At 66.3% G+C, this 26,387-nt stretch carries 27 protein-coding genes; 18 read left to right on the top strand and 9 right to left on the bottom strand.

Translation table 11 applies throughout. The annotated features are described in order from the left end of the window. The first annotated feature begins 134 nt into the window (after positions 1-134). The 10 genes from QP415_RS07920 (at position 135) to QP415_RS07875 (ending at position 6,404) form a co-directional block, all read left to right on the top strand. On the top strand, positions 135-419 hold the full coding sequence (locus tag QP415_RS07920) for a hypothetical protein (protein WP_285099639.1): 285 nt from the start codon (positions 135-137) through the stop codon (positions 417-419). A gap of 107 nt (positions 420-526) precedes the next feature. After that, on the top strand, positions 527-1,396 hold the full coding sequence (locus QP415_RS07915; RefSeq protein WP_285099638.1) for an HAD-IIB family hydrolase: 870 nt from the start codon (positions 527-529) through the stop codon (positions 1,394-1,396). Positions 1,397-1,465: 69 nt separating this feature from the next. Continuing rightward, positions 1,466-1,954, top strand: a complete 489-nt coding sequence (locus QP415_RS07910) for a hypothetical protein (protein WP_285099637.1) — start codon at positions 1,466-1,468, stop codon at positions 1,952-1,954. Positions 1,955-2,159: 205 nt separating this feature from the next. Then, a complete protein-coding gene (locus QP415_RS07905) occupies positions 2,160-2,555 on the top strand; it encodes a cell division protein FtsW (RefSeq protein ID WP_285099636.1) in 396 nt (131 codons plus the stop codon). Positions 2,556-2,701: 146 nt separating this feature from the next. After that, complete coding sequence (locus QP415_RS07900) at positions 2,702-3,505, top strand: hypothetical protein (RefSeq protein WP_285099635.1); 804 nt, start codon at positions 2,702-2,704, stop codon at positions 3,503-3,505. Positions 3,506-3,733: 228 nt separating this feature from the next. Then, on the top strand, positions 3,734-4,294 hold the full coding sequence (locus tag QP415_RS07895; protein WP_285099634.1) for a hypothetical protein: 561 nt from the start codon (positions 3,734-3,736) through the stop codon (positions 4,292-4,294). Between the two features lie 156 nt (positions 4,295-4,450). Next, complete coding sequence (locus QP415_RS07890) at positions 4,451-4,843, top strand: iron transporter (RefSeq protein ID WP_285099633.1); 393 nt, start codon at positions 4,451-4,453, stop codon at positions 4,841-4,843. A 145-nt stretch (positions 4,844-4,988) separates the two neighbouring features. Continuing rightward, the gene (locus QP415_RS07885) at positions 4,989-5,423 is read left to right on the top strand and encodes a hypothetical protein (RefSeq protein WP_048675558.1); all 435 of its coding nucleotides are present in this window, start codon (positions 4,989-4,991) and stop codon (positions 5,421-5,423) included. Between the two features lie 42 nt (positions 5,424-5,465). Continuing rightward, complete coding sequence (locus QP415_RS07880) at positions 5,466-5,897, top strand: hypothetical protein (RefSeq protein ID WP_048675556.1); 432 nt, start codon at positions 5,466-5,468, stop codon at positions 5,895-5,897. Positions 5,898-5,948: 51 nt separating this feature from the next. Next, positions 5,949-6,404: a hypothetical protein gene (locus QP415_RS07875; protein ID WP_048675553.1), complete on the top strand. Its 456-nt coding sequence runs from the start codon at positions 5,949-5,951 to the stop codon at positions 6,402-6,404. Positions 6,405-6,503: 99 nt separating this feature from the next. Here the strand turns inward: QP415_RS07875 and QP415_RS07870 are convergent, their stop codons facing one another. After that, the gene (locus QP415_RS07870) at positions 6,504-7,106 is read right to left on the bottom strand and encodes a hypothetical protein (RefSeq protein ID WP_193393959.1); all 603 of its coding nucleotides are present in this window, start codon (positions 7,104-7,106) and stop codon (positions 6,504-6,506) included. A 151-nt stretch (positions 7,107-7,257) separates the two neighbouring features. On the opposite strand from QP415_RS07870, the gene QP415_RS07865 reads away from it, so the two are divergent. The 3 genes from QP415_RS07865 to QP415_RS07855 all read left to right on the top strand — a co-directional run bounded on the left by QP415_RS07865 (position 7,258) and on the right by QP415_RS07855 (position 9,631). Then, the gene (locus QP415_RS07865) at positions 7,258-7,779 is read left to right on the top strand and encodes a peptidylprolyl isomerase (protein WP_016460748.1); all 522 of its coding nucleotides are present in this window, start codon (positions 7,258-7,260) and stop codon (positions 7,777-7,779) included. A gap of 107 nt (positions 7,780-7,886) precedes the next feature. Continuing rightward, on the top strand, positions 7,887-8,765 hold the full coding sequence (locus tag QP415_RS07860) for a rhomboid family intramembrane serine protease (RefSeq protein WP_285099632.1): 879 nt from the start codon (positions 7,887-7,889) through the stop codon (positions 8,763-8,765). A 104-nt stretch (positions 8,766-8,869) separates the two neighbouring features. Beyond that, positions 8,870-9,631 carry a Rossmann-like domain-containing protein gene (locus QP415_RS07855; protein ID WP_285099631.1) on the top strand — a complete coding sequence of 254 codons (762 nt, stop codon included), beginning with the start codon at positions 8,870-8,872 and terminating at the stop codon, positions 9,629-9,631. 164 nt (positions 9,632-9,795) lie between these two features. Here the strand turns inward: QP415_RS07855 and QP415_RS07850 are convergent, their stop codons facing one another. After that, positions 9,796-10,059, bottom strand: a complete 264-nt coding sequence (locus QP415_RS07850; RefSeq protein WP_016460751.1) for a cell division protein CrgA — start codon at positions 10,057-10,059, stop codon at positions 9,796-9,798. Positions 10,060-10,182: 123 nt separating this feature from the next. Here QP415_RS07850 and QP415_RS07845 point away from each other — a divergent pair, with 123 nt between their 5' ends. From QP415_RS07845 to QP415_RS07830, 4 genes are all read left to right on the top strand, one after another. Then, complete coding sequence (locus tag QP415_RS07845) at positions 10,183-10,887, top strand: DUF881 domain-containing protein (protein WP_016460752.1); 705 nt, start codon at positions 10,183-10,185, stop codon at positions 10,885-10,887. Continuing rightward, positions 10,880-11,641, top strand: coding sequence for a class E sortase (locus QP415_RS07840; RefSeq protein WP_048677541.1), 762 nt, complete (start codon positions 10,880-10,882; stop codon positions 11,639-11,641). The genes QP415_RS07845 and QP415_RS07840 overlap by 8 nt, the downstream gene beginning before the upstream one ends. Before the next feature lie 10 nt (positions 11,642-11,651). Further along, entirely contained in the window at positions 11,652-11,813 is a 162-nt protein-coding gene (locus QP415_RS07835) for a hypothetical protein (RefSeq protein ID WP_003791609.1), read from the top strand. Positions 11,814-11,956: 143 nt separating this feature from the next. Then, on the top strand, positions 11,957-12,643 hold the full coding sequence (locus QP415_RS07830) for a glutamine amidotransferase-related protein (protein WP_198008381.1): 687 nt from the start codon (positions 11,957-11,959) through the stop codon (positions 12,641-12,643). A 786-nt stretch (positions 12,644-13,429) separates the two neighbouring features. On the opposite strand, the gene pknB is transcribed toward QP415_RS07830, so the two are convergent. The 7 genes from pknB to QP415_RS07795 are packed head-to-tail and all read right to left on the bottom strand — an operon-like array spanning position 13,430 to position 23,016. Then, complete coding sequence (gene pknB, locus QP415_RS07825) at positions 13,430-15,454, bottom strand: Stk1 family PASTA domain-containing Ser/Thr kinase (RefSeq protein ID WP_285099630.1); 2,025 nt, start codon at positions 15,452-15,454, stop codon at positions 13,430-13,432. Next, positions 15,427-17,649, bottom strand: coding sequence for a serine/threonine-protein kinase (locus tag QP415_RS07820; RefSeq protein ID WP_285099629.1), 2,223 nt, complete (start codon positions 17,647-17,649; stop codon positions 15,427-15,429). The genes pknB and QP415_RS07820 overlap by 28 nt, the downstream gene beginning before the upstream one ends. A gap of 11 nt (positions 17,650-17,660) precedes the next feature. Further along, positions 17,661-19,112 carry a peptidoglycan D,D-transpeptidase FtsI family protein gene (locus QP415_RS07815; protein ID WP_285099628.1) on the bottom strand — a complete coding sequence of 484 codons (1,452 nt, stop codon included), beginning with the start codon at positions 19,110-19,112 and terminating at the stop codon, positions 17,661-17,663. 3 nt (positions 19,113-19,115) lie between these two features. Beyond that, a complete protein-coding gene (locus tag QP415_RS07810; protein ID WP_285099627.1) occupies positions 19,116-20,495 on the bottom strand; it encodes an FtsW/RodA/SpoVE family cell cycle protein in 1,380 nt (459 codons plus the stop codon). Then, entirely contained in the window at positions 20,495-21,808 is a 1,314-nt protein-coding gene (locus QP415_RS07805) for a PP2C family protein-serine/threonine phosphatase (RefSeq protein ID WP_285099626.1), read from the bottom strand. The genes QP415_RS07810 and QP415_RS07805 overlap by 1 nt, the downstream gene beginning before the upstream one ends. 1 nt (position 21,809) lies before the next feature. After that, the gene (locus tag QP415_RS07800; RefSeq protein WP_016460760.1) at positions 21,810-22,310 is read right to left on the bottom strand and encodes an FHA domain-containing protein FhaB/FipA; all 501 of its coding nucleotides are present in this window, start codon (positions 22,308-22,310) and stop codon (positions 21,810-21,812) included. 4 nt (positions 22,311-22,314) lie between these two features. Continuing rightward, positions 22,315-23,016, bottom strand: a complete 702-nt coding sequence (locus tag QP415_RS07795) for an FhaA domain-containing protein (RefSeq protein ID WP_016460761.1) — start codon at positions 23,014-23,016, stop codon at positions 22,315-22,317. Positions 23,017-23,639: 623 nt separating this feature from the next. Here QP415_RS07795 and QP415_RS07790 point away from each other — a divergent pair. Next, positions 23,640-26,327 (top strand): SpaA isopeptide-forming pilin-related protein, encoded by a 2,688-nt coding sequence (locus QP415_RS07790; RefSeq protein WP_285099625.1) that lies wholly within the window; start codon positions 23,640-23,642, stop codon positions 26,325-26,327. The last annotated feature ends 60 nt before the right edge of the window (positions 26,328-26,387 follow it).

Raw genomic sequence — 26,387 nt, 5'->3', positions numbered from 1 at the left:
GCCTCGTCCCCCTATCGACGAGGCCGGGGCCGGCCCGTATTCACACGGACAATCTCGGATACAAAAGTATGTGACGCGCGCCTCATGAGTGCTAGAATTACGCCATTCAACCGCATGAATTCAACGGAGAGACCGTGTATCACTCGCCTTCCCAGTACTCGCACGCTGGGGGAGTCGGCGGTGCCGCGCGAGGAGCCCAGGTCACCAGGCCATCCGCTCGGCGTCGCCGCCCCGCGCCGCCCTCGTACCCGCCGACCGTGCGCCCGCAGACGCGCGCCGCCCTTGACGAGGAAATTTTCGCGCTGCAAACGCCCGCCCGATACTCGCTGCCCATGGGGGCGCGTCGCCTCCCGCGCTTCAGCGCCTTCGTGGCTGCCGCGCTGCTCATCGCGGCCGGTGGGCTATGGTGGTGGATCTAGTCGCCTCTCTTGCTTCCGCAGCACATGCCGTGTGAGGCAGCGTGAGGTTGCCCCGGCCTCGTCCCAGGCCACGCGCACCCGCGCCCCCAGTCGGGCACAATGGATCCATGACGACCCCCACCCCCACTGACCCCGCGCGTTACGCGGGCGCCGACCTGCGCCTGGCCGCCGTCGACATGGACGGCACCCTCCTGGACGACGACAAGAACTTCCCGCCCGGCATGGACGAGCTGCTCGACCAGATGGACGCGCGCGGCGTCACTTTCGCACCCGCGTCCGGCCGCCAGGTGTGGACCCTCATCGACATGTTCCCCGGGCGCCCCGGCATGACCGTCATCGGCGAGAACGGCGGCATCGTCATGCGCGACGGTGTCGAGGTCTCCTCCAGCCCTCTCGACGCCACCACCATGCGCGAGGCCGTCCGCCTCGTGCGCGAGGCCACCTCCGGTCCGGATGGGATCGACGGCGGCCTGGTCATGTGTGGCAAGCAATTCGCCTACGTCGAGCGCACCGATGATCGCTTCGTCGACGGCGTCATGCCCTACTACCACCGCACCAAGCGCGTGGACGATCAGATCGCCATCATCGACGCCATCGAGGCTGGGCAGATCGACGACGCGATCGTCAAGCTGGCCGTCTACGTCATTGGCCCGGTTGAGCCGCTCGCGCAGGCCACCCTGGCGCACTTCGCCGACACGCACCAGTACGCGATTTCGGGTGCGAACTGGGCGGACCTGCAGATCCGAGGCGTCGACAAGGGGAGCGCCGTGCGCGACCTGCAGCGTTTCCTCGGCGTGGATCGCTCTCAGACCGCGGTCTTCGGCGACGCGGGAAACGACCTGTCCATGATGAGCGAGGGGGACCTGTCCTTCGCGATGGCCAACGCCTCCCAGGACGTCGTCGAGGCCGCGCGCTTCGTCGCGCCTTCCAATAACGAGGCCGGGGTCGCCCAAGTCCTGCGCGCCCTCCTCGGGTAACGCGCCTTGCATGGGGTTGTCCTCTCCGTTAATCTCAACTCTTGAAATACCTGTTGGACGGAGGACACTGTGAGCACGCCCGAATACGCACAAGGTGGAGGCAGGCCGCAGCAGGCTGGCCCCGCGCAGCCAGCGTCGCAGGGGGTTCCTCAGGCGGGTGTGTCGTATCCGATGGGGCCCCAGCAACAGGTTCCGGAAAAGATCAGCAGGCTCTCCTTCATTTTTGCGATCATCGGTCTGGGTGTCCTGGTTCTGTCACTCCTGTACTGCGCCTATATCGTTTTCACCGCTGTGCACAGTGACCATCCCGAAGGCGGGGGCTTTGTATGGATCATCCCCTTCGTTGTGTACATGTGCGTCCTGCCGCCCATCAATCTTGCCGGGCTGATTCTCGGTTTCCTGAAGGTGGGGCCCTCGGTATCCGGCCGACAGCGGATGTGGAGCCTGCTCGGTATCGGCCTGAATATTCTTCCCTGGGTGATCGCTGCCGTTCTTCTTGTCTGGATTCGTACGTCAGTCTTCCCCGGTACTGCTGGGGCCCTACTGGCCTTCGGATGACTGTTGTATGTGAATAACGCTCATGAGACGGAGGAAGTAAATGAGTGAGCCTTATCCTCAGCAGCCTGCGGGGCAGCCCGCGGCTCCCGCAGCTCCTGGAGTGGCCGCGCAGCCTGTGCAGCCCGCCCCTCAGGTTGTGTCCCAGGCGGGAGCATCCGCGCAGCCGGCAGCTCCCGCGCAACCGGCGCCGCAGGGGGTGCCCCACATGGGCCCCGCGCAGCCAGTGCCCCAGGGATTTGCGCCGGGCTATGCGCCCGTGCCCCAGGGGCCTGTGAAAGTGCGGGTTAACTACCTCTCCCTCGTCATGGGAATTGGTGTATGGGTGTTCATCGCGCTGTTAGTGCTGGACGCGTGGGTAGAGATGCACTCACCGGACGCGTCCGCGAGCGGGAACGATATCTTCGGCTTCTTTCCTCTTTTTGTGCTGGGCTTCGGCGGTCCGTTGAACCTCATCGGTGTCATCGTCGCTTCCTCAAGAGCGAAGGAGAAGCCGGCGAAATGGAAGCTCAACAGGCTGGCAATTATCCTCAATGCGAGCCCGTACGTCATCTTTTTCGTTATCATGTTCGTCGGCCTGGCCGTGGCACCGTTTTTCTCGTAGGTCGTTGGCGCACGCCCAATGATGGCGTGTGCTTGTGTCTGACGAGGCCGTCGCTGCGATCACTGAATATTCTCGGTAGCGTGTCGCGGCCACGGCGCCCCTTCGATGCTGTCGAGGCCTGACGTGATCACTGGGAGGAGAATGCCATGAACGACTGCAGCGTTCCCGCAGGTGGGCCTCGCGAACGTACGTTGCGCCGGATGTGCAGGCTGTCCCTGTTCTGCATATTCGCGGGACTCGCGGTCATGATCGGTGGCTTTATGGTCCGATCAGCCTCGGTTTTTGATGAGATGAGCGCCAGCGCGAACCTCGTCATTCCCGGGGACTCAGCGGTGATGAGCGACGGCGAGTTTATCCGTTCCCTCCTGCCCGTCGCCGGTGCCTCTGGGATCGTTCATCTCGTCGGTGTTATCGCCGGGTTAGTGGGACGAACGCGAGCCGAGGGTCGCAGGGAGCTCGGGCGCTGCGCGCTGGGAGTGGGAGCGAATGCCTTCCTCCTTGCCTGTGCCTGCGTCATTCCCGCGGTGGGCATTGTCGGCGATCCGGGTGGCCTCGTCCCCGTCCTCGTCGTGTGCGGCGTTGCGGTCCTGGCCGTGTGCGGGTCCCTGTTCGAGCGTCTCTTGAGCAGTGCGGGCGCGAAGTCGGTGGGTGCGGGGCTCGCGGGCATACTGGCGATGGTCGGGGCGCTGATTGTTGGCCTGTTCGCGATGCTTCACGACCTCGCGATGGCGCCGGGGGATCCGTTCTTGCCCACGCTGATCGTCGTCGCCGTCTGCTTCTACATGTCCGTCCCGGCGGGCATCGTTCAGCTGACGGGCTTGATCATGGGAATACGGGCACGTCGGCGCGCTGACAGCGAGGCTGAGCGGGCACTCGCCACGTGGGGAATAGTCCTGAATGTGCCCCTGTGCTGGTGCGTGCTTTTCCTCCCCCTGCTGGTTCTCATCTGAAGCTGTCCGGCGCTTTGCTGGCGATGGCCGAGGTATCGTCTTTTCGTTGCAATATCAAGCCTGCCCTCGCCTGACGAGGCCGTCGCTGCGCGCTTGTGGGGTGAGTGCGTTTTGCGTGGGGGTTGTCTTGTCGTTAGTCTCAATTCTTGAAAGACTTTTCGGCAAGGAGGGGTGTGGGGTTTCTTCACAGTCTCGTTGCCGCATGTCGGTGCACTAGAGGAGGAACTAATGAGCACGCCTTATCCTCAGCAGCCTGCGGGGCAGTCCGCAGTTCCCGCGCAGCCCGCAGCTCCGGCGCAGGCCGCGCAGCCTGTGCAGCAGGCGCCGCAGGGGGTACCCCAGGCAGGAGCGCCCGCGCAGTCGACAGCTCCCGCGCAGTCGGTGCCGCAGGGTGTACAGGGGTATTCGATGGCGCCTCAGGGGGGTGCGCCGGGCTATGTGCCCGTGCCTCAGGGGCCTGTGGTTCAGAAGGTGAATCGGCTGTCGATCATCCTGGGTGTTGTCGGATGGGTCCTCATCGGCTTGACGATACTGGCCATGTGGCTGGCTATTCGAGCCTCCGCCTCTGATCCTGATCCGAGCGGCAAGGAAGTGATCGGTTTCTTGCCCCTATTTGCTCTGCCATTCTTTGGCTCGGTGAACCTCGCCGGTGGTATTTTCGGGATCGTGGGGGCCGTCGGAAAGCCCAAGACACTCAAGCTCAACTGGCTGGGAATCCTCCTCAATGCGAGCCCGTACGTCATTTTCACAGTCCTCATGTTCTTGCTGCCGGTGCTCCTTGGTCGCTGAGCTGTGGGTCGTCCCACGCGTCGATGACGATTGTTGGCGTACGCCCAACGATGGCATGCTCGCAAGGGCGTATGGATGAGCGCATGTGCCATATTGCCGCGATGGTCAACTCATGAAGGGGTAGCAGTGACAACACCAGATCCTCACGTTCCGAACATGAACACCTTTCCGGGTGGACAGAGTCAGGGTGGACAGCCCGCAGTGCAGGCGTATGCTCCCGTGCCGCAGGTTGTGCCCCAGGCGGGAGTGCCCGCGCAGCCTGTATATCAGGGGGTGCCGACGGGCTATCCGAATGCGGGGGCCCGGCCGCCGCGTCGGTCAGGAATGAAGATCAGCGGCATCATCTTGTTGGTTTTTGCGGCCATTATCCTGGTGTTGTCGGTTGCTGTCTGTGTGGGGATCGAGTTCATTCCCGGCGACCATGGGGACAGTGGAGATGGACTCGCCTGGCTCGGTGTCATGGTCCTCCTCTATGTGGTGCCTTTTGCGTTGATGCTGGCGATCTGCGGCCTCATGTTGTTCTTCGCTGGACGACAGAAAACGCGGTGACCGACGAGCGCAGGGTGGCCCAGGTGTCACACGCTCTCCTCGGGCAGCCCTCCTTGCGTGCAACCCACCTCTCCGATAATCTCAATTCTTGAAATACTTTTGGGGAGACGACGTCGGCTCCCTGCGATGATGAAGGGAACGCGTTATGTCGAATGGACAGCGACCTGTCGTTCCGCCACAGGCTGCGGGTACGTACCCTCAGCCCGGCTATCCGCAGGGTGTCCCGGTGCGTCCGCCCAATCCCTCGGCCCTCGCACGTAAGGCGCTCGCGTGCGGAATCGCCGCATGGGTCGTCTCGGTCCTCACCATCGTGGGCGCTGTTGCCCTCGTGCTCACCGCGCGCGCGATGCGTGATGCCAGTGGACTCGGGTGGATCGGCTTCGTCGCCCCAATGGTGATCCTCCCCGTTCTCATCGTCCTGACCGTCATGGGATTCAGCGCTGGGGCTCAGGGTATGGCCTACGCATCCACCCCGCGGGAATTCAAAATGAGCAAGCTCGGTAAGCATCTGAGTGTCACTCACTGGATACTGCTGGCGCTCGCCTTCGGGGCCGAGTGTATTCGGGAGATGGCCAACTAGTACATGCGTCGTCCCGGGTAGTACATGTGTGAGGAGTAGACGATGACTGTGGTGAGTGACGAGTCGTTGGTTCCTGCCGTCTCGGCGCAGGTTGGCACTCCCGCTCCTCGGGGGCAGGGGACGAGGCATTGGTTGGCCGGTCTCGGAGGCTCAACGATCGCTTCCCTGTTCCTGGGTGGCGCCGGGTGGGTTCTCGTTCTCCTCCTTGCCGCCGGGAACCTCCGCGTGTCGATTCTCCGGCAGACTACCGCGGAGGGCTACCTTGATGACGTCGGCTTCGGCTACGTGATCGTTGCGGGCATCGCGGTTCTCTTCCTCAATGGCCTGGTGGGAATCCTCTGTGCACTCATCGGTACTGCGAGGGCGAAACAGCCGAGTGGTCGCTGGTGGAGCCTCTACGCGATCCTCTTGCACGTGAGCCCGTGGCTCCTCTTCGCGTTGCTCATCAAGGTGGGAGCGGCGATACACTCCTGACTGAATGCGTTGCACGTACGTGTGCGCCTGCCGTTGATGGAAGGACAGACTGTGACAACACCAAATCCGTACGTTCCCGACCCGAACGCCTCTCCCATGATGCCTGCACAGCAGTCGCCCTACCAGCAGCAGGGTGGCGTTCCTGCTCAGGGTGTGCCGCAGCCAGACATGCAGCAAAACTGGCCTGCGCAACCGGTCGCGCAGGGCTACCCGCAAGGCGGGTATGTGAGCTCCGGCTATGGTCCCGTAGCCCCCGTGAAACCTCGCAAGTCGTTCAAGGCGGCGGGCATTTTGTTCGGAGTGGGCTTGCTGCTCGCGCTCTCGCCCTTCATTGCCGGGGCCATCATTGAGCTCATTCCGGGCAACCATGGTGACGGCGGAGACGGCATGTACTGGCTCGCTGTCGCAATGATCTTCTACATTCTGCCGATCGGCCTCATCCTGATCGTCGCCGCCATCATCACCGCAATCGTCATTGCCGCAATGAACTCCTCGACACAGGGCTGAACCGCCTGCGCCGGGTTGGTGTGTGGAAGGGGTACAGCGGGGGGCCGCAACGCAGTGCGTCGCGGCCCCCCGCAGCAAGAACCTCTCAGAAGGTCAGGCTCACTCGCCCGCCTCGAAGGTGGCCTTCTCAGCCTCGGTGTCCGGCACGAAGGAATCCGTGTCCAGATCCGCCCAGTACTCCTCGGCCCACGGATCCTCGATCGGCTGCGAACGCTTCCACAGGATGTAGCCCGCACCGGCAACGGCGCCCACCAGGGCCGTCAGGCCGAAGGCGCGCAGCACGCGGCACTTGCGGCGCTTGCGGGTGGGCGTCGCGAGGGCGACGGCCGAAGCCTCGGACGCGCGGCGAGCGCGATCCGACAGCGAACCGCGAGCCTGCAGGGCGGCACCCGCCTGGTTCACGGCGAGGGAAGCGCGGGGCAGGTAGTCGTCCACGAGGTGCTCGCGAGCGTTCTCGATCGCCGGACCGGCCTGCGCGGCAGCAGCCTGCGCGCGAGCGGCAGCGTTCTCAATCGCGGGGGTCGCGTGCTCGATCGCGGAGTTCAGCGCGGCCTGGGCGCGAGGCGCGGCCCAGTCGACGCCCTGGCCAGCCAGATCAGCGGCGCGCACGGCAACCTTGCCGGCGTAAATGGCAGCGGCGTCGCGAAGCTGCTGGGACGATGCACGCAGCTTATCTGCATCGAAAGTCGGCGAAGTAACCATGATGTCTCCGATTCTGTCCACAATAAACAGGGGCGCGGACGCGCCACTCACCCCTATTGTGCTACAACGGGCTGTGATCTGCAGCCCACCGGCTCCCGTGACGTGCGCGACGGACAGGAAACCCCCAGGAAAAGATGCGACCATTGGTCTCATGAAAGCTATTCTTCACACCTCCGCTGGCGACATCACCGTCGAACTGTTCCCCAACCACGCCCCCAACACGGTCAACAACTTCGTGACCCTGGCCAAGGGCGAGCGCGAATGGGTCGACCCGAAGACCGGCCAGAAGACCTCCCGTCCCCTCTACGACGGCACCATCTTCCACCGCGTCATCCCCGGCTTCATGATCCAGGGCGGCGACCCCCTCGGCACCGGCACCGGCGGCCCCGGCTACCAGTTCAACGATGAGATCCACCCCGAGCTGAACTTCAACGACCCCTACCTGCTCGCCATGGCCAACGCCGGCAAGCGCATGGGCAAGGGCACCAACGGCTCCCAGTTCTTCATCACCGTGGCCCCCACCCCGTGGCTGCTCGGCAACCACACGATCTTCGGCAAGGTCGTCGACGAGGAGTCCAAGCGCGTCGTCGACGCCATCGCCACGACCCCCACGGGCCTCCAGGACCGCCCCGTGACGGAGCAGGTCATCAACTCCATCGAGATCGTCGACTGACCCTCTCCCCTCATCATCGACGAGGCCGGGGCCGCCCCCCGCTGCTGCGCGCAGTGACCGGGATGGCGCTCCCCGGCCTCGTCCCTTACCCCGCCGAAAGGGAAGCTATGAGCATGCCGAGCTACGGCCAACGCTCTGACCCGCGCGCCGCTCCCGAGTGCCCGCGCCACCCGGGCGTGCGCAGCGTCGACTACTGCAAGCGCTGCAACCGCCCCATGTGCGTGGACTGCGCGATCCCCACCGAGGTGCGCTCCATCTGCGTGGACTGCTCCTCCTCGAAGAAGGGGTGGATGCGTTCCCCGTCGCGCGCGGCCGCCGCTGGCGCGCCGGTCGTCACCTACGCGATGATGACGATCTGCGTCCTCATGTACGCCCTCACATGGGTGTTGCCCTCTCTCATATCCTCGCTCGCCCTCGTGCCCGCGCAGCTGATGGCCCACCCGTGGACGATCCTCACGGGGGCTTTCCTGCACGGCGGCCTGTTGCACATCCTGTTCAACATGCTGTCCCTGTACTGGGTGGGACGCGCGATCGAGCCGGTGATGGGCTGGTGGCGCTTCCTCACCGTCTACCTGGTGAGCGCGCTGGGCGGCTCCGCTTTCATCCTCGCGTGGTGCCTGATCCAGCCCACCGAGATTTTCGTCAGCACGGTGGGCGCGTCCGCCGCCGTGTTTGGGCTCTTCGGCGCGGTGTTTGTCCTGCAGCGCCTGGGTGGGTCCGACACGACCGCGATCCTGACCCTGCTCGGCGTCAACCTCGTGTACGGCTTCGTGGTCAGCGGCATCTCCTGGCAGGGGCACATCGGCGGGGCGATCGCTGGCGTGGCCGCCACGTGGGTTTTGGTGCGCCTGGCACGCCCGCGCTCGGGCGTCACGGAGGCCGCGCAGAATCGCCGCCAGGCGCTCGCGGCCCTCGGCATGATCGCGGGCATGGTCGCGCTTTGCGCGCTCGCTTTCCGCGTCCTGTACGAGGTCTACGGCGCGTGACGCGTTCACGACCGACAGGCGCGTCGCATCTAAGGATGGCCTAACATAGGGAGGGTCCGGCAAAGCATGCCGGACCCTCCCTCATGCTTCCCACAGGAGAGACCATGACCAGCCCCTGGGACCTGTACGACCAGCTCATCGACGAGATCCCCGCCGACATCACCGTCACGGCGATCCACACCGACGGCAAATGGCGTCGCGTCGCCTCCAGCGAAGACGGCGTCGGCATGGCCTTCGGCATGAACGTCCAGTCCCGCCCGCGCGCCACCGAAGACCCCTCCGACCTCGTCGGACGCCCCCTGCGCGACGTCGCGGCCCTCGCCAAGTCCTGGAACTTCGAAGACGCCGGCATCGGCATGGCCGCCGTCAACGCCTACCACTCCCACCCCGTGCGCGCCCTCGCCCACGGTTTCCGCCCCTGCAAGGAAAACAACTGGGCGCGCACGTTCCATCCCTACGCGCCCCTCGTCGCCGGCAAGCGCGTTGCCGTCATCGGACACTTCCCCTTCGCGGCCGCCGCCATGCCCGATGCCGCCGAGCTCACCATCCTCGAACGCAACGTCTTCGACGGCGACTACCCCGACTCCGCCTGCGAATACCTGCTCCCCGAGATGGACTACGTCTTCATCTCCGGATCCGCGTTCGTCAACAAAACCATGCCGCGCCTCCTTGCGCTCTCCTCCGACGCCCACACCGTCGTCCTCGGCCCCTCCGCCCCGGCCTCACCCGCGATCCTGCGAGCCGGCGCCACGACCGTCATGTCCTTCGCCAGCGCGCACCCCGCGCGCCTCGAAGACGGCCTCGCCGGACGCTCCCTCCTCGGCATGTACGACGCGGGCATGAGAGTCGAACTCAGTCGCCCATAACCCGGCAGCTGCACTCGGGACCCGGCGACTCCGCTTCGACCCGACAGCCAGCCCCGGCCTCGTCGATAGACATCGATACAAACAGTGGGGCGTCCCGGCCGCAGCCGGAACGCCCCACACTCACACTCACTGGAGACGGCAGGCTCGCGCCCACCGCGCCCCCGTCAACGCCAACGCAGCGTCATCAGGAAGCCCACCATCATCGTGCCCAAGCCCACCGCGATGTTCCACGCGCCCAACTTCGGCACCGGGTACGTGCCCGACGAAATGTAGTAGACGACAACCCACAGCAGACCCAGAATCATCAGGGTCACGAAAGCGGGCGCCCACCAGGCCGGGCTCAGCGGAATACCGTCAGTCCAGTTCTGGATATCGGTATCGTCCTCAACCTCATGCCCATTCTTCTTACGCTTCTTGGATTCGGCCACGTCGGGTCCTCTCTGCTGGCCCGCGCGGGAAGAAAACCGCCCGGCGGTGATGAATTAGTCGCAACACTAGCGTAGTCTCGGACGTGGAAAGTGCCAAAGCGCAGCGCCACGGGAGGGGGAGAGATGCGCCCACGCAGCGTCCGCCACATCGCAGGCGTCCTCGCCGTCACCGTCGCCTCCGGACTCCTGTTCTCCGTCTCCGCGCTCAACGAACGCAAAAACCCCGCCGCCACCTCCGACCTGACCACCCTCGTGCGTAACCGCCAGGAACAGGTCAAAACCCTCGACAATGAGGTGTCCGAGCTCGACGCGCAGGTCCAGAGCTTCTCCTCCGCCGACCCCCAATCCGGCGCCCCCGACGAAGACGCGTTCACCGCACGCTCCAACCGCCCCGTCTCCGGACCCGGCGTCCAAATCACCCTCTCCGACGCACCCCCCGGACAGATCCCCGAAGGCGCAACCCCCAACGACCTCGTCATCCACCAGCAGGACATCGAGGACACCATGAACGCCCTGTGGAGCGGCGGCGCCGAGGCCATGACCGTCCAAGGCGTGCGCGTCACCTCCCGCACCGTCATCCGCTGCATCGGCAACGTCATCCTCGTCGACGGCACCAGCTACTCGCCGCCCTATGTGATCCAAGCAATCGGTGATCCTGCCACCCTGCGCGCGACGGTTACTGCAAACCCACGTATGGTGAATTACCAGGTCTACGTGACAAAGTACGGCCTCGGGTGGGACATGCAGACCAAAGACTCCCTGAGCTTCGCGCCCGCCACCACCTCGCAGACAGTCAACTACGCAACCGTGGAGGAAACGAATGGGTGAACACGTCGCCCCAGCCTCGCCGACAAGCAAAAAGCGCTCCAACATCTTCTGGAACATCGTCGGTGTCATCGGCGAACTGCTCATCACCTTCGCGTTCATCGTCGGCCTCTTCTCCGTCTGGCAGCTGTACTGGACGACCTACGAAGTCTCCGGGCAGGTCTCCCAGACCATCGCCTCGTACGAAGACAGCCACCAGCCCGCCAAGCGCACCCTCGGCGAAGTCCGCACCGACGACCCGCCCGAGTTCACGCGCGAAGTCGGCGACGGCGAAGTCTACGGCCTCATCCACGTGCCCACCTGGGACTGGATGAAGATCCCGCTCGCCGAAGGCACCACCTCCTACGTCCTCGACCAGGGGTGGGCCGGCCACTACGACACGACCACCCAGCCCGGCGGCGTCGGCAACTTCTCCGTCGCCGGCCACCGCCGCACCTACGGCAACAACTTCCGCTGGATTGACCGGCTCACCCAGGGCGACAAGGTCGTCGTGGAAGTCGACGACCACTACCTCGTCTACTCCATGGTCTCCTCCGAGATCATCGACGCCACCGACCCCACGCAGATGCGCGTCGTCGCCCCCGTCATCGACGACCTCTCCTGGTCCGAAACACCCACCGAGCGCTGGATGACCATGACCACCTGCCACCCCGAATACGGCAACTGGCAGCGCTACATCGTCCACCTCAAGTTCGAATCCTGGACCCCCAAGGACACGGGCGTGCCCGCCGAACTCGTCGACGAACCCACGAACTGAAGGACCCCACATGTACGCATGGATCTTCCGCCACCTGCCCGGCCCCACCTGGTTCAAAGTCATCGAATCCCTGGCCCTCATCGGCGCTGCAGTCGCCGCCCTGTTCACCTGGGTCTACCCCTGGGTCCAGTCCTACCTGGAACTGGGACAGTCCTCCGTCGGCGGCGCCTGAGCCGCACGCTTCTGGAAGGGACGAGGCCGGGGCCACCCCGGCCTCGTGCTGTATCCACGTGTGTGGGCCGGGTTTCCGCTGTCCGTGTCCGCGCGCCCGGAGAACGGACAGCGCCCGCGCGCCCAGTCGGCGAGCGCCCTACCATGGATGCCGGAGAAGGGGCCCCGGCCTCGTACATGAAAGGACCTGCGATGGCACGAATCCTCTGCGTCGACAACTATGACTCGTTCGTCTTCACGATCGTGGGCTACCTGCGCCACCTGGGCGCGGTCGTGGACGTTGTGCGCAACGATGTCGTGGATCCCGCGTGGTTCGAGGCAGGCTACGACGGCGTCCTCATCTCCCCCGGACCCGGCGACCCCAAGAGCGCCGGCGCCTCCCTGCAGACCATCGCCGACTGCGCCGAGCGCAAGATCCCGATGCTGGGCGTGTGCCTGGGCCATCAGGCCCTGGGCGAGCTCTTCGGCGCGACCGTCGGGCATGCGCCCGAGCTCATGCACGGCAAGACCTCCGTCATCACCCACGACGGGCGCGGCGTGTTCGAGGGCGTGCCCTCGCCGCTGACCGTCACCCGCTACCACTCGCTGACTATCGACCCGGCGACCATGCCCGACGAGCTCGAGGTCTCCGCGAGCACCGAGTCCGGCATCATCATGGGCGTGCGCCACCGCTCCCTGCCCCTTGAGGGCGTCCAGTTCCACCCCGAGTCCGTCATGACCCAGTCCGGGCACCTCATGTTCGCCAACTGGCTGGCCGCCTGCGGCGACGCCGACGCGCGTGAGCGTGCCGTGTCCCTCAAGCCCGTCGTCGCCGAGCGCTTCAAGCTGTAGGGTCTGCGTTCTGGGGGTTTTGCACTACATGGGGGCCTGAGGGCGTGCCTCGCCGGCGTGTCGAAGCGTCGTGTCGTGCAAAAGCCCCCGTTCGGCGTGAGCTCCTTGAGGAGCGTGTGCGATAGCGCTTGTTGTTTAGCGGTGTGACGCCAGAATTTGCATGGTGCTGACCAGGCGCGGCCACGAAAGTTCTTGTTGCTTTGTGGTGTGACACCGTTTAGGGAGTGTTACACCCTTTCTGAGCTGGTGCAATGCTCCCTAAGTGGTGTAACGTTCCCGATCTGGTGCCGCAGATGTACTTGTTGGCGTGAACATCCGGATAGGTTACGAGCATACGGATAGGTTATGCGTATGCGGATAGCTTATTAACCTATCCGGATGCCGATAACCTATCCATATCGTCATAACCTATCCGCGTGGGATACCGGCTGTCTGGGGTGAAGCAGTGTTGCGAAACCTATTGGCGAAGGGCGCTGACTGTTGGCGAGGGCGGGTGTTTTGGCGGGCGCGTCTGGCACGCTATTCGTGGTGGAAGCGAGCGATGCGTCTCAACCAGTATGGCTCGCGTGGCCCAGCAACAATGCCACCGGTTCGCTCATGTGCGTTGCGGAGGCAGCCCCGCGCATACAGTGAGGCCCGCGCTCGCCAGGAGAAATCCTGCGGCGCGGGCCTCATCAATCGCCGGGTCAGTCGCTAGCCGGTGTTAGCCGCTAGTCCGATCAGTTACTCACCCGATCAGTGACCGCTCGGCTCGATACCGTCACGCGGACCCGACCCGCGGGAGCCTCAGTGGCCGTTCCCGTTGTTGCCGTTATTGTTGCCGTTGTTGCCGTTCTGGGTGCCCTTCGCGACCTTCAGCTTCACGGTCGAGTTCTTGTCGACCTTCGAGCCCACGCCGGGCTCGACGGACAGGACCTGGCCGGCGGGCTGGTTGCCCGAGACTTCCTCGACGGTGACGTTCAGGCCGAGAGCCTTGAGCTGCGCCTCGGCGTCATCACGGCCGATGCCGACGACGGAGGGGATCTCCACCTGGGCGGCCTTACCGTTCGACACGGACACGCCGACGGTGGAGCCCTTCTTGACCTTCGTGCCGGTGGCCGGGTCCTGATCGACGATGCGATCCTTGTCCTTCTCGGAGTCGACGCTCGTCACGTTACCGAGTTCCAGGCCGACGGCCTTCAGGGCGCTGCGCGCCTGGTCCTGGCTCATGCCGGACAGGTCCGGAACATCGACCTGGTCAGAACCGGAGGACAGGTAGGCGCGGATCGTCTGGCCGGCCTTCACCTTCGAACCGGGGGAGGGGTTGGTCTGCGCGACCTTGCCCTCGGGGACGGTGTCGGAGGCGACCTTGCTGTTGTCGAGCTCCCACTTCAAGCCCAGGGCCTCGATCGCCTTGCGTGCGTCGTCAGGGCTCATGCCGACCAGGTTGTCCGGCAGGGTCACGGAATCGGGGCCGGAGGAGATGGTGACGCGCACGGTCGCGCCCTTCTCGGCCTGCGTGCCGGCTGTCGGATCGGTGGAGGCGACGGACCCCTCGGCCACGGTGTCGGAGGCGACCTTGTCGGGGTTGAGTTCCCAGGTGAATCCGGCCTGCTCGATCTGGGTCTTCGCCTCGGCCTGCGTCAGGCCGACAACGTTGGGGACCGCGATCGTCTCGGCTTGTGCGGCGCCGCGCGTGAGGGCCCACACCGAGCCGCCGATGAGCAGCAGGGCGATGACCACGAGGGTCGCGATGATCGCCGTGCGGCGCTTGCGTGACTTCGCGGCGTCGTCATCCGCGTCCGCGGTGGCCACGGGGGGCAGCGACGTGGAGGTCGCGGCCATCGCCGGGGCGGGGGTGCGGTTGGCGACGGCTGCCATCGGCATGGTTGCAGCGGTCTGGGCGCTAGCCGCACCGGCGGCGGGCAGCACCTCGGTGGCCCACGAGTCCGCGGGCGGTGCACCCACGTCGAGGCCTCGGGCGACGCGCTGCAGGTCCGCGAGCATCGCGGCCGCGCTCGGGTAGCGGTCCTCGCGGTTCTTCGCCAGGGCCTTGAGCACCACGCGGTCGAGGGAGTCCGGGATATCGGACAGGATCGACGAGGGCGTGGGCGGGATCTGCTCGACGTGCTGGTAGGCGACGGCGACGGCGGAGTCGCCCTTGAAGGGCGGGCGGCCGGTCAGCAGCTCGAAGAGCACGACACCTGTCGAGTACAGGTCGGAGCGGGCGTCCACGGCCTCGCCTCGTGCCTGCTCGGGGGAGAGGTACTGGGCGGTGCCGACGACGGCGTTCGTCTGCGTCATGGTGGCCTGCGAGTCGGTCAGGGCGCGGGCGATGCCGAAGTCCATGACCTTGACCTTGCCGTCCGACGTCAGCATGATGTTGCCGGGCTTAATGTCGCGGTGCACCAGGTGGTTCGCGTGCGAGTACTGGAGGGCGGACAGGACGCCGGACACGATCTCGATGGCCTCGTTGATCGGCACGGCCGTGCCGTCGGAGATGAGGTCCTTGACCGTGTGCCCCTCCACGTACTCCATGACGATGTAGGGCACCGCGATCGAGCGGCCGGACGCGTCTTCGATGATTTCCTCGCCGGTGTCGTAGACGGCGACGATGTTCGGGTGATTCAGCGACGCCGCTGACTGCGCTTCGCGGCGGAAGCGCGCCTGGAAGATCGAATCCTGTGCCAGGTCGCGTCGCAGCATCTTGATGGCGACGACGCGCGACAGACGAGTGTCGAAGCCCAGGTGGACCTCGGCCATGCCGCCTCGCCCGATGAGCGAGCGGACCTCGTATCGGCCAGCTAGACGGTGGGCCATGGGCTCTGCCATGTCCTAACCTCCTCGATAATGTGTGCTCCCGCACTTGGATGAATCAGGGAGCCAAGCATGTGTTTGATCGTAATAGCTGTGAGCGCGATGAGCCCAATCACGATGATTGCGACGATGACCGCGCGAATAATCTGCCTGGATGCTGGGACGGGTGGTGCGACCACGCTGCGCGAGTAGGCGGTTTTGGCCGGCGGCCGCGTCCTGTCTGCCGATCGGGCGTCGAGGTCGTGCCAGCGCGGTCCGCGCGTGGTCTTCTCGGGTCGAGGCTCGAACACGGATCGGCGTGGACGAGACGACGGCTTGGTGGCCCGAGGCTGGGGGACGGTGCCGTACACGCGCGGCGTTCCACCGTTCGTGGGGCGCGCCGACGAGGCCGTGGCTGCCTTTTGGTGGCGGGGCTGCTCGGTGCGCTGCTCGGTGCGGGTCGGCTGGGGGATGGCGGGGGCGCTGCGTTGGGCGGCCTTGCGCTGTGCCTGTTCGGCTTCGCGCTGTGCCTGTTCGGCCTTGCGCTGTGCCTGTTCGGCTTCGCGGCGTTCGCGGGCTTCGCGCAGTTCGCGTTGGCGCTGCTCCTCTTCGCGTGCGACGCGTTCGCGGCGCTGCGCCTCGGCGGCGTCCTCGGCCTGACGGGTGGCTGCGCGTTCACGCAGGCGCTGCGCGAGGGCGGCTCGGCGGTCATCCGAGGCCGGGGAGGCCTGGTCGGACTCGGGTGTGACGGGCGGCGTGGGGATGGGTGCCTGGGGACGCTGTGCGCTCTCGCTGGGCTGAGGGGCCTGCTCGGCACGCGTGGGTACCGCGTGCCGCGGCGCCGAGGCCGACGTCGGCTTGGTGGCGGGCGCAGGCACAGATGCCGGGGTAGAGGGAGCGGCGGGTGCCGTGGCGGTGGAGCGGGTCGGAGTTGGCGCCGAGGCGGGTGCCTGAGGGGCGACCGGAGGGGCCGGGACTGCCGCGTGGCGCCCGGTCGAGGTCAGCGAGCGGACGGCACCGGACACCGCGGGTGCATGCTCTCCGGTGGTCTCGGGGTGCAGGCGACGAACCCGGGTCGGCGCGGAAACGGGGCGTGCGGTCGGAAGGACCTCGGCCTCGTCGAGGATGCGCGGAACCGACGCGTGGCGGCCCGTGATGGGAATCGCCGAGGAGGAGGGCGCGATCGTGGTCGCCTCGTCCAGGACGGGGACGGCGGCGTGGCGGCCGGTCGTGGTGCGCACCTTGGGGGTCAGGCCTGAGGGAGGTTGCAGCATGTCCTCGGGGAGCGTGCGGCGCGTGAGGTGACGCACCGGCGCAACGATCGGCACGGAGGGCTGGACGGGCGTGCGGACCTCGGCCGGGCGCTGCGCGGCCTTCGGCAGGGGGAGAGGCCGGGGAGTCACGGAGATCCCCATGGCCTTGGCGGCCGCGGCGATCTCGCGCACGGCGGCAGAGCCAGATTCGGGGCGCTTCGCGGGGTCCTTCTCCAGCAGGTGCAAGATGACGTCCGCGAGCGGCTCGGGGACAAAATCCGGGAGCGGGGGCACCGGGTCGTTGACGTGCGAGAACGCGATGTCCACCTGCGTTTCGCCGGTGAAGGGGCGGCGCCCGGCCGCGGCCTCGTAGGCGATGACGCCGAGGGCATACAGGTCGCCGATGGGGGTGGCGATCTCGCCCATGGCTTGCTCGGGCGGCAGGTACTGGGCGGTGCCCATGACCATGCCCGCGGCCGTCAGGTTCACCTGGCCGGTGGCGCGCGAGATGCCGAAGTCCGTCAGTTTCACCATGCCGTCAGGGCGAACAAGGATGTTCGCGGGCTTGATGTCGCGGTGCACGACGCCAGCGCGCGCGGCGGCGCCCAGGGCCATCGCGACCTGCACGAGGATCGGCATGAGGTACTCGGGCTCGATGCGCGAGCCGCCGCGCAGGTAGTCCGTCAGCGGGTAGCCGTCGACGAGCTCCATGATGATCCAGCCGATACCGTCCTCCTGGCCCGAATCCTGCGTGTTCGCGATATTCGGGTGGGAAATCGACATCGAGTTGCGGGCCTCGAGGCGCAGGCGCGACAGGGAGAGCTCCTCGCCCGCCAGCTCGGGGCGCAGGACCTTCGCGGCGACGATGTGTCCGCTGACCCGGTCTCGGGCTTTCCACACCTCGCCCATGCCGCCCTGTGCGATCGGGGTGAGCAGCGTGTAGCGCCCGCCGAGCACTCGCCCGGCGCCGGATGTCATGCGTGGCGCGCTCACTTGAGCCCCGCTTCCAGGACAGCGCGAGCGATCGGGCCGGCCACGTCGCCACCGTGCGGGGTGGGGTTGGTGTCGTCGCCCTCGACGAGGACCGCGAAAGCGATCTGCGGGTTGTCGGCGGGCGCGAAGCCGATGGCCCACGCGTTTGCGCGGTTGCCTTCACCGGTCTCAGCAGTGCCGGTCTTGGCGGCGACGGCCACGTTCGGCAGTGCCATCGTCGTGCCGGTGCCGTAGGGCTGGGAAACGACGGCTTCCATCATGGCGCGCAGCTTCGAGGCCGTCTCCGCGGAAATCGGGCGGCCGCCGTCGGTCGGGCTGTTCGTGCGCACGACCTGGTTGTCGGCGTCCACGATCGAGTCGATGAGGTACGGGGTCATCATCTGGCCCTGGTTGGCGACCGTCTGGGCGATCTGGGCCATCTGCAGGGGCGTCGTCTGGACCGTGTACTGGCCGATTGAGCTCATCGCGAGCTGCGCGGGGTCTGCGTCGGAGGGGAAGACTGAGGGGGTCACCGCCAGCGGGATCTGGGAGTCGCGCCCGAAACCGAATCGGTTCGTCACGTCGACGAGCTGCTGGGTCGTCAGCTGCTCGGAGGCGAGCACGAAGGTCGTGTTGCACGAGCGGGCGAAGGCCTCGGTCAGCGTTGGGTTACCGTCACCGCAGGTCGAGGACTCGATGTTGGACACCTCGGTCGCGGTGCCGGGCAGGGTCGTGGACACCGGCGACGGCATGCGCGTGTCCGGCTCGGCGACACCGTTTTCGATGAGAGCGATCGTCGTGAGGACCTTGAAGGTGGAACCGGGCGCGTAGCGCTGCGAGATCGCGCGGTTGAGCAGCGGATTATTCGGGTCCGAGGAGAGCGCCGAGAACGCGTCCGACACAGCGTTCGCGTCGGAGGAGGCAAGCTGGTTCGGATCGAACGTCGGCGCCGAGTACATCGCGAGGACCGCGCCGGTCTTCGCATCGAGAGCCACGACGGCACCCTTGCGGTTCCCGAGGGCCTCGGCGGCGGCCTTCTGCATCTGCGAGTTCAGGGTGAGCTCCACGCCGCCGCCCTGGCGGTTCTGGCCCGTCAGGAGGTTGCGCAGGCGCTGGCCGAGCAGCGTCTGCGACTGGCCGTCCAGGACGTCCTCTTCGGCGGCCTCGATACCCGTCGACGCGTTTCCCACGGACGAGAAATAGCCCGTGACCGGCGCATACAGCGGACCCTCGGCGTAGGAGCGCACGTAACGCTTGGAGTCCTGTTCGCGCTCGGACGAGGCGATGGCCGTCTTGTCGACGATGATCGGGCCGCGGTCGGTTTCCGCGGCGTGCAGGATCGTGCGCTGGTTGCGCGCGTCGGCGTTGAGCGAAGACGCGGAGATGAACTGCGTATTCGTCACGCCCACGCCCAGCAGGGCGAACATGATGAGGACGATGATGAAGATCTTGCGGATCTGGTTGTTCACGGTTTACTCACCCACTCCCACGGCTGGCTGGATGCCGGAATTCCACGGTGCGGGGGTCGAGGCCGGGCGGCGAGCAGCGTCGGATACGCGGATCAGCAGGGCGACGGTGATCCACGAGGACACCATCGACGAGCCGCCGGCCGCCAGGAACGGGGCCGTCAGGCCGGTCAGCGGGATGATGCGCGTGATGCCGCCGAGCACCACGAACAGCTGGATGGCCAGCGAGAAGCTCAGGCCGGTGGCCAGGAGCTTGCCGAAGCCGTCACGCACCGTCAGCGCCGCGCGCAGGCCTCGCTGGATGAGGATCAGGTACAGGACCAGGATGGCGGCCATGCCGGTCAAGCCCAGTTCCTCCGCGAAGGAGGAGAGGATGAAGTCGGAGTTCGCCAGCGGCACGAGCTGCGGGTAGCCGCGGCCCCAGCCGGTGCCCATGAGGCCGCCGGAAGCCTGTCCGAACAGGCCCTGGACGAGCTGATAGGACCCCTGGTTGTAGATGTCGGGATCGAGGGCGTTGAGCCAGATGTTGAAGCGCGTCTGCACGTGGGCGAAGGACTTGACCGCCACGAGGACCGCGGGCACGAACAGAGCAAAGCCGATGACCAGCCACGACACGCGGTTCGTGGCGACGTATAGCATCGCGACGAAAAGGCCGAAGAAGAGCAGCGAGGTACCCAGGTCGCGCTGCAGGACGAGGATCGCGATGCCGATCAGCCACACGACCATGATCGGGCCGAGGTCGCGGGCGCGCGGCAGGCGCATGCCGAGGAACTTGCGGCCGCCGATCGCCAGGTTGTCGCGGTTCGTCACGAGATATCCGGCGAAGAAGATCGCCAGCGTGATCTTCACGAGCTCGCCGGGCTGAACGGAGATGGGACCCAGGTGGATCCACACGCGCGCGCCGAAGGTCTCCTGGCCCAGGCCCGGGATCATGGGCAGGAGCAGCAGGAACAGTGAGAGTGCGCCGAAGGTGTAGGTGTAGCGGCGCAGCATGCGGTGGTCGCGCAGCGTGATCAAAATGACCGCCGCGATAACGATCGCGATGCCCACGAAGAGGGCCTGGCGGAAACCAACCACGGCCTCGTCCCTGCGGGCATACGACAGGTCGAGGCGGTAGATCATCGCCAGCCCCAGGCCCGTCAGCGCCACCGCGACCGGCAGGATCACGGGGTCAGCGTAGGGCGCCAGGAAGTGCACGCCGACCTCGGCGATGATGGCGATGGCCACCAGGACGCCGACCTGCGTGAGCAGGTTCGCGGGGATCTCCCCCGTGTAGTTCAGCGACGTCAGCACGTAGCCGGCGATGCCGACGGCCAAGGCCAACCCCATGAGGGTCAGCTCCAGGAATCGGCGAGGCCGGGCCGGCGCGATCGATACGGTAGCCATTAGGAGGCGCCCCCGCTCTGCGCCCCGGACTGGGACGCGCCGGATTGGGACGTCCCCGACTGAGGCGTCGACGACGAGGACGAGGAGGACGACGAGGCCGCGTTCTCGGCCGCGGAGCGCTTGAGGCCCTCGATGTAGGAGTCAATGTCGGCGCGCGAGGAACGCAGGACCGGCGTGTCGAGGCGCTGGCGATCGACGGGTGCCAGGTCGGCGAGGGACACGCTCGAGACCTCGACCGCGTGCGAGAGCTGCCACGGGCCGATCGACTGGGGGATGCCCTGGTAGATGACGACGTAGCCGTCCTGGCCGATCGCGTAGTACTGGGTTTGCGTCCACTTCCACGACATCCACGAGGCCGCGACGACGAGGACCGTCACCAGCGAGATGAACACCGGGGTCCACCAGGAGGAGCGGGGCTTGAGCTCGATGGGGGCCTCGTCCTCGTCGGTGGGGGTGCCCGAGGACGAGGAACCCAGGGCAGCCGCGCGGGCTGCCGCGCCTTCGCCTCCGCGGGACTTAGCGTTGCGGTCGATGGCCGCGGCGCCCACGATCTGCGGGGGAGCGGGCGGGAACGTGCCGGCGGGGACGATGTCCGCGATGACGCACGTGATGTTGTCGGGGCCGCCACCCAGGAGCGCCAGGCGGATCAGCTCTTCGGCGCACTCGCCCGGATCCTTGATGTCGGCCATGACCTGGCCGATCGTCTCGGGGGAGACGAGGCCGGAGAGGCCGTCGGAGCACAGCATCCAGCGGTCGCCGACGACGGCCTCGCGGATGGTTTCGTCGGGGGCGACGTCGGCCTGCGCGTCGCCGAGGATCTTCAGGACGACGTTGCGGTTGGGGTGGTGCTCGGCTTCCTCGGGCGTGATCTGGCCGGTGTCGACCAGGTATTGCACGAAGGAGTGGTCGGTTGTGACCTGCGTGAGCGTGTCGCCGCGCAGCACGTAGGCGCGCGAGTCGCCGATGTGGACCATGGCGAGGCGGTTGCCGCTGCGCATGAGCGCGATGCAGGTGGTGCCCAGGCCTTCGAGGTCGCGGTCGCGGCTCGAGCGGTCGGTGAGCTCCTCGTGCGCGTCGAGGAGTGCCTCGCGCAGGAGGGGGAGCATCGAGTCGGCCGGGTGGGAGTCCGTGTCGAGGGGGACGAGGTGCGCGAGGGCCACGGAGGAGGCGATGTCGCCGCCTGCGGGGCCGCCCATGCCGTCGGCGAGGACGAGGAGGTTCGCGCCGGCGTAGCCCGAATCCTGGTTGTTGGAACGGACGAGGCCCACGTCGGAGCGGGCAGCGTAGTGGAATTGAACCGCGTTTCCTGACATATCAACCCACCAATTCGAGAGTCGTCTGGCCGATTCGGATGACGTCACCGATCTTGAGCTGGCGCGGGGTGCTCAGTCGTTCGTCGTCGATGAAGGTGCCGTTTCGGCTGGAGAGGTCTTCGATCCACCAGCCATCGGACTGGGGGGTGAGCGCCGCGTGGCGGCTGGAGGCGTACTCGTCTTCGAGCACGAGGGTGCAGGCGGGTGAGCGCCCGATGACGATGGGGGCCTCGCCGAGGGGCAGCATGGTGCCCACGAGCGGGCCGCCGGTCACCAGGAGATCCTTGGGGGCCAGCGGGTTGGAGGACGTGCGCTTCTTGTCCTTGCGCTTGTCGCGGGAGGCTTTGCGGCGTGACGTCGCCTTGTCGCGTCCCTTGCCGCGCGGGGTGACGACGGTGCCGAAGATGTCGCGTCGCAGCGTGTTGACGGCCGCGAGCACGAGGAGCCACAGCAGCACCAGGAACCCGATGCGGAAGACGGTGAATGCGAGGTCGGTGGTCACTTCATTAAACTCCGCTCTGGTCTGGGTGGGTCCAGAAGAGGATCTTGGTACGTCCGATGACGATTTGGTTGCCGTCGAGCAGGGTCGCTGCGTCGATACGGTGCCCCTCGACGAAGGTGCCGTTGGTGGAACCGAGGTCGGTGGCGATCACGCCGGTGGGGGTGATGCGCAGTTCGAGGTGACGGCGCGAGACACCCGAGTCGTTGACGACGATGTCGGCCTCGGAGCCGCGTCCGATGACGGTCACGGGCTCGGTGAGGAGCCATTTTTCGCCGTCGACGTCGATGATGGGGTGCTCGGGGGATGCGGACGAGGCGGTGGCGGGTGCCGCGGGTCCCCTGCGGTTTTCGGCGTCGACCTTGAGGGTGCCGCTGGGTTCGGAGGCGTCGGCAATGAATTCGATCGTCACGGGGCCGAGGAGGGAGTAGCCGTTTGAGGAGGCGTGCTCGGTGGCCTGCTGGGCGAACTCGTCGGCGAGGACGTCAAGGGATGCCTCGAGGGACGTGAGGTCGGTGCGCGAGGCGTAGACCGCGAAGTGGTTCGCGGCGATGATGCGCGAGGCGGAGACTTCCTGGACGGATTCGTCCATGGCGCGGCGGATCGCCGTGGTGATGTCCACGGGCTTGATCCCCGACCGGAACACGCGCGAGAAGGCGCCGTTGACGCCTCTCTCGACGGCGCTCTCGAAGCGGTCGAAGATGCTCATAGTCGTGCTCTCCTCATTCCCCCGCGCTGTGCGCGACGTACGTTCGTTGTGGAAGCGAGGCCGCTCCCAGTCACAGTCTAACGGGCGTAGGAAGTGCTGTGGCCTCATCTGTCGGGATGTTTCCGATGTGCACAGGCTCGTTCTTTCTTCTGTTTGCGCGCTATGCCGGGGAATACTCGGCAATGGTGCGACTGTGACTTCTGGTGCAAATGTTACATATGTGACGATAAGTGTGTGCGAGCAAACAGAGTGTGGACACTTGCTTGGTTGGGTCGGCGGTCTGAGCGGTGGCGTGTTGCCTGTCGATGGGGACTCTGTGGGACGCTTGGTCGCCCCCGCATGTTGTGCAGAGCACAAGTGTTTTCTCTTTACCACGCGGTGAGTGTGCTCATATGTCTGTCGCCGTATTGATGGGTGATGGGCCGTAGGTCCCGTTAAGTGTGCGCGGTCAGCTTGATTGCTTAGTTGTTGTGTGAGGTGGGCGCGATTGACTCGCAGCGTGGGTCAGTGTGCGAATTTCTGTCCGTGAGTGTGGGCATGAATAAATACTGACCTAGGGGGTCGTGCAGGAACTAGGTCCCATTGTTATGGTGAGTCAGTGACCATATCAACGTGGGGGCAGTATGACACTCACTGACATGCAGGGTGGCGTCCAGAGTCAAGGCGCTGCCGACCGAGACGACCATCCACCGGCGGGTGGCCACCTAGCCGACCGCACGGTGCGACAGTCGCGCCCGCGTCGCATTGCCATGCGTGGAATCATCGCTGCCGCGCTCGCCGGACTCGCCCTCTCCGGCCTCGTGATGGTGCCCGGAGCCGCACGGGCCGAGGCTCCCCTCGAGACCCCCGGCGCCGACAGCATCACTTTCAACCGATCCGAAGGTCGAATCGGCAAGGCCGTCCTCAACGACTCCGGCACGGATCGCACCACCGTCGTCGCCGACAACTCCTACTTCGGCATCGTGCCCGGCATGACGGTCTACAATTCCGCCGACCCCAACCAGCGCTCCGTCGCGTATCGCGCGGGATACTCCCAAGACTGGCTCGATGCAGATACGGCGAAGAGCGGCGATTACTGGTCCTACGTCACCCGAGGCGTCGCCTGGGACTACCACCTGGCTGCCTACTACCAGTACCCCTACTACGGCGAATACACGCCCGACGCGATCTCGACCTCAACGACGAGCGCGCTCGGCTACAAGCCGAACAACCCCGGAACCGTCCCGCTCAACAGCACCTTCCTGATCGGGGCCGTGCGTCACAACAACTACCCGATCTACTCCCAGATCCACTGGGTGCACGCGTCCTTCGACATTCGTATCGGTGATCTCGAAGAATCCTTCCCCTTCGATCAGCAGGAAACTGACAACGACACGGACACGACGGCCGTGCGACGCAAGGGAGGCCCCTACGAATGGGTCTCCCGCGCCTCCGCGCCGCGCACCTGCCCATCGAGCGCCCCCTACTACGCGCTTGCCCGATCCGATCGCAACTGGCACTGCTTCAAGAAAGTCGGTGAAGGAAAAGGCAGATACGACATCTACACGGATCAGCCCCAGTACTACCCGGGCTCGGCAGGCAAGCCCGACCAGACACCTCAGTCAGATGACATTCTGACGATCACGAAGACCACCTCGGACCAGACGATCACCGTCAATGGGATCCCCTACCGCCTCGTCCTCTACGGATTCGTGCCCAACGCGGACGGTAACTGCCCTGCCACCCCGCCCGCCGGCTCGACCCCTGTCTCCACCTTCACGACGAAGGAAAGCCAGGCGTCCTTCGGCTGCCTCTACGGCTCTTTCAGCCAGGAGCGCTACGTGCGCGTCGCGAAAGCTGTTACCTCGGACTCCGAACAGGTCGGCGACGCGATTCCCCCGTTCACCTTCACGACGATGGGCGTGGGTGACTGGGCCGCGCCCACGGGAACCCCGCTCACCACGAGCGTGACGGCCGACGGCTTCGTCGGGTGGAACTCCTTCGAGGACGCGAACCTGACCCCGACCGCATACGGCGAGGCCGGGGCGGTGTCCTCCGGCTACAGGGCCTTCATGCCCGGCTTCTCCCAGTTCATCATCGCCGAGACGGGGCCGCGAATCGCCGGCAGGTTCCCGTTGGCTTTTGGTGCGCCGGGGCGTTTTGGCCCCTGGAAGACCAGCGATGACCCGAACTCCGCGCAGTGGAGCCTCGTCGATGTGACCTGCCTGAACGGCGTGGGCGAGCGCGTGAATGTCACCCGCGACGCTGACACGGGTGGTGTGGACTTCTCCCAGGTCGCCCCGGCCTCGTCCCCGGCGGCCCTGCCGATCACCTGCACCTTCACCAACCGCGAGCAGGTGCCCAAGCTGCGCATCCAGAAGGACCTCGAATCCGTGGAGGGAGCGACGACGGACGACATCACCGTCACCTACCGCATCACGGCCACGAACGACGGCACCCTCGCGGGCACGACCGGGCGCCTCACGGACACGCCGAACTTCGCGCCGGGCCTGACCGTGCGCTCCGCTACCGTCGCGACCAGCGTTGATGCTCTCGCCAGCGCGACCGAGCAGGGGGCCGCCGCCTCCTACGTCCTCACCGAGGGTGCGACCGTCGAGCCGGGCGCGTCCTCCACGTGGTACATCCGCATGAAGGTCACGCGCGACAGTGCGGCCGCCGGGTACTCCGAGGCCCTGCTCGAGTGCGCCTCGTCGAACGACCGCCTCACCCCGGGCCACGGCCTCTACAACGCGGTGACGGGCGCCTACGATCACGACGGCGAGGCCAACAACGAGGCCTGTGCGCCCGCGCGCCCCCGCCCGATCCGCATCGAGAAGGCCGGCACGCAGCCGGTCGGCACCCCCAACGACGACGGCACGTATCCGCTCGACGGAGCGGCCTTCGCGATCTACGACAACGAGGCCTTGGCTGGCACCCCGGTTTCTGTTCTTGATGGCGGGTCGCGATTCGTGACCGCGCCCCTCGAAACCGGTAAGAGCTACTGGCTCGTGGAGACGCGCGCGCCCGCCGGGCATGCGCTGCTGCCCCGTCCCGTCGCCTTCCATATCGAAGTCGGCACGGACGCTGACGCCACGACCGTCATCAAGACGGACTTCGGTGCCGACGAGGGCTTTAGCTCCGTGCGCGTCCTGCCCGCTTCGGGCAGCCTGCCCGGGGATCGCACGCCCGGCATTCGCGTCGTCGATACCCAGGTCGGCGTACTCCCCAAGGCCGGGTCCATCGGCATCTACCCGCAGCTCGCGGGCGGAGCCGCCCTGCTCGGCCTCGCCGGCGCGTGCGCGTGGCGAGGCCGGCAGGAGCAGGCCGCGTAACGCACGCCGCGAGACATAATGATGTGGGTGCGCCCGCCATCTGGCTGGCGCACCCACATG

It is taken from the genome of Pauljensenia sp. UMB3104 (genome assembly GCF_030217285.1).
Classification (GTDB): Bacteria; Actinomycetota; Actinomycetes; order Actinomycetales; family Actinomycetaceae; genus Pauljensenia.
Note: the sequence above shows the minus strand (reverse complement) of the source record. Positions and strands in the feature narration are given on the sequence as shown.

Bases quoted from the DNA above. Each gene is read 5' to 3' on its own strand.
- QP415_RS07900 (WP_285099635.1), top strand. From the start codon at position 2,702: ATGAACGACTGCAGCGTTCCCGCAGGTGGGCCTCGCGAACGTACGTTG.
- QP415_RS07885 (WP_048675558.1), top strand. From the start codon at position 4,989: ATGTCGAATGGACAGCGACCTGTCGTTCCGCCACAGGCTGCGGGTACG.
- QP415_RS07835 (WP_003791609.1), top strand. From the start codon at position 11,652: ATGTACGCATGGATCTTCCGCCACCTGCCCGGCCCCACCTGGTTCAAA.
- QP415_RS07830 (WP_198008381.1), top strand. From the start codon at position 11,957: ATGGATGCCGGAGAAGGGGCCCCGGCCTCGTACATGAAAGGACCTGCG.
- QP415_RS07810 (WP_285099627.1), bottom strand. From the start codon at position 20,495: ATGGCTACCGTATCGATCGCGCCGGCCCGGCCTCGCCGATTCCTGGAG.
- QP415_RS07845 (WP_016460752.1), top strand. From the start codon at position 10,183: ATGCGCCCACGCAGCGTCCGCCACATCGCAGGCGTCCTCGCCGTCACC.
- QP415_RS07905 (WP_285099636.1), top strand. From the start codon at position 2,160: ATGGGCCCCGCGCAGCCAGTGCCCCAGGGATTTGCGCCGGGCTATGCG.
- QP415_RS07860 (WP_285099632.1), top strand. From the start codon at position 7,887: ATGAGCATGCCGAGCTACGGCCAACGCTCTGACCCGCGCGCCGCTCCC.
- QP415_RS07790 (WP_285099625.1), top strand. From the start codon at position 23,640: ATGACACTCACTGACATGCAGGGTGGCGTCCAGAGTCAAGGCGCTGCC.
- QP415_RS07880 (WP_048675556.1), top strand. From the start codon at position 5,466: ATGACTGTGGTGAGTGACGAGTCGTTGGTTCCTGCCGTCTCGGCGCAG.
- pknB (WP_285099630.1), bottom strand. From the start codon at position 15,454: ATGGCAGAGCCCATGGCCCACCGTCTAGCTGGCCGATACGAGGTCCGC.
- QP415_RS07890 (WP_285099633.1), top strand. From the start codon at position 4,451: ATGAACACCTTTCCGGGTGGACAGAGTCAGGGTGGACAGCCCGCAGTG.
- QP415_RS07865 (WP_016460748.1), top strand. From the start codon at position 7,258: ATGAAAGCTATTCTTCACACCTCCGCTGGCGACATCACCGTCGAACTG.
- QP415_RS07895 (WP_285099634.1), top strand. From the start codon at position 3,734: ATGAGCACGCCTTATCCTCAGCAGCCTGCGGGGCAGTCCGCAGTTCCC.
- QP415_RS07840 (WP_048677541.1), top strand. From the start codon at position 10,880: ATGGGTGAACACGTCGCCCCAGCCTCGCCGACAAGCAAAAAGCGCTCC.
- QP415_RS07870 (WP_193393959.1), bottom strand. From the start codon at position 7,106: ATGGTTACTTCGCCGACTTTCGATGCAGATAAGCTGCGTGCATCGTCC.
- QP415_RS07915 (WP_285099638.1), top strand. From the start codon at position 527: ATGACGACCCCCACCCCCACTGACCCCGCGCGTTACGCGGGCGCCGAC.
- QP415_RS07855 (WP_285099631.1), top strand. From the start codon at position 8,870: ATGACCAGCCCCTGGGACCTGTACGACCAGCTCATCGACGAGATCCCC.
- QP415_RS07805 (WP_285099626.1), bottom strand. From the start codon at position 21,808: ATGTCAGGAAACGCGGTTCAATTCCACTACGCTGCCCGCTCCGACGTG.
- QP415_RS07820 (WP_285099629.1), bottom strand. From the start codon at position 17,649: ATGACATCCGGCGCCGGGCGAGTGCTCGGCGGGCGCTACACGCTGCTC.
- QP415_RS07795 (WP_016460761.1), bottom strand. From the start codon at position 23,016: ATGAGCATCTTCGACCGCTTCGAGAGCGCCGTCGAGAGAGGCGTCAAC.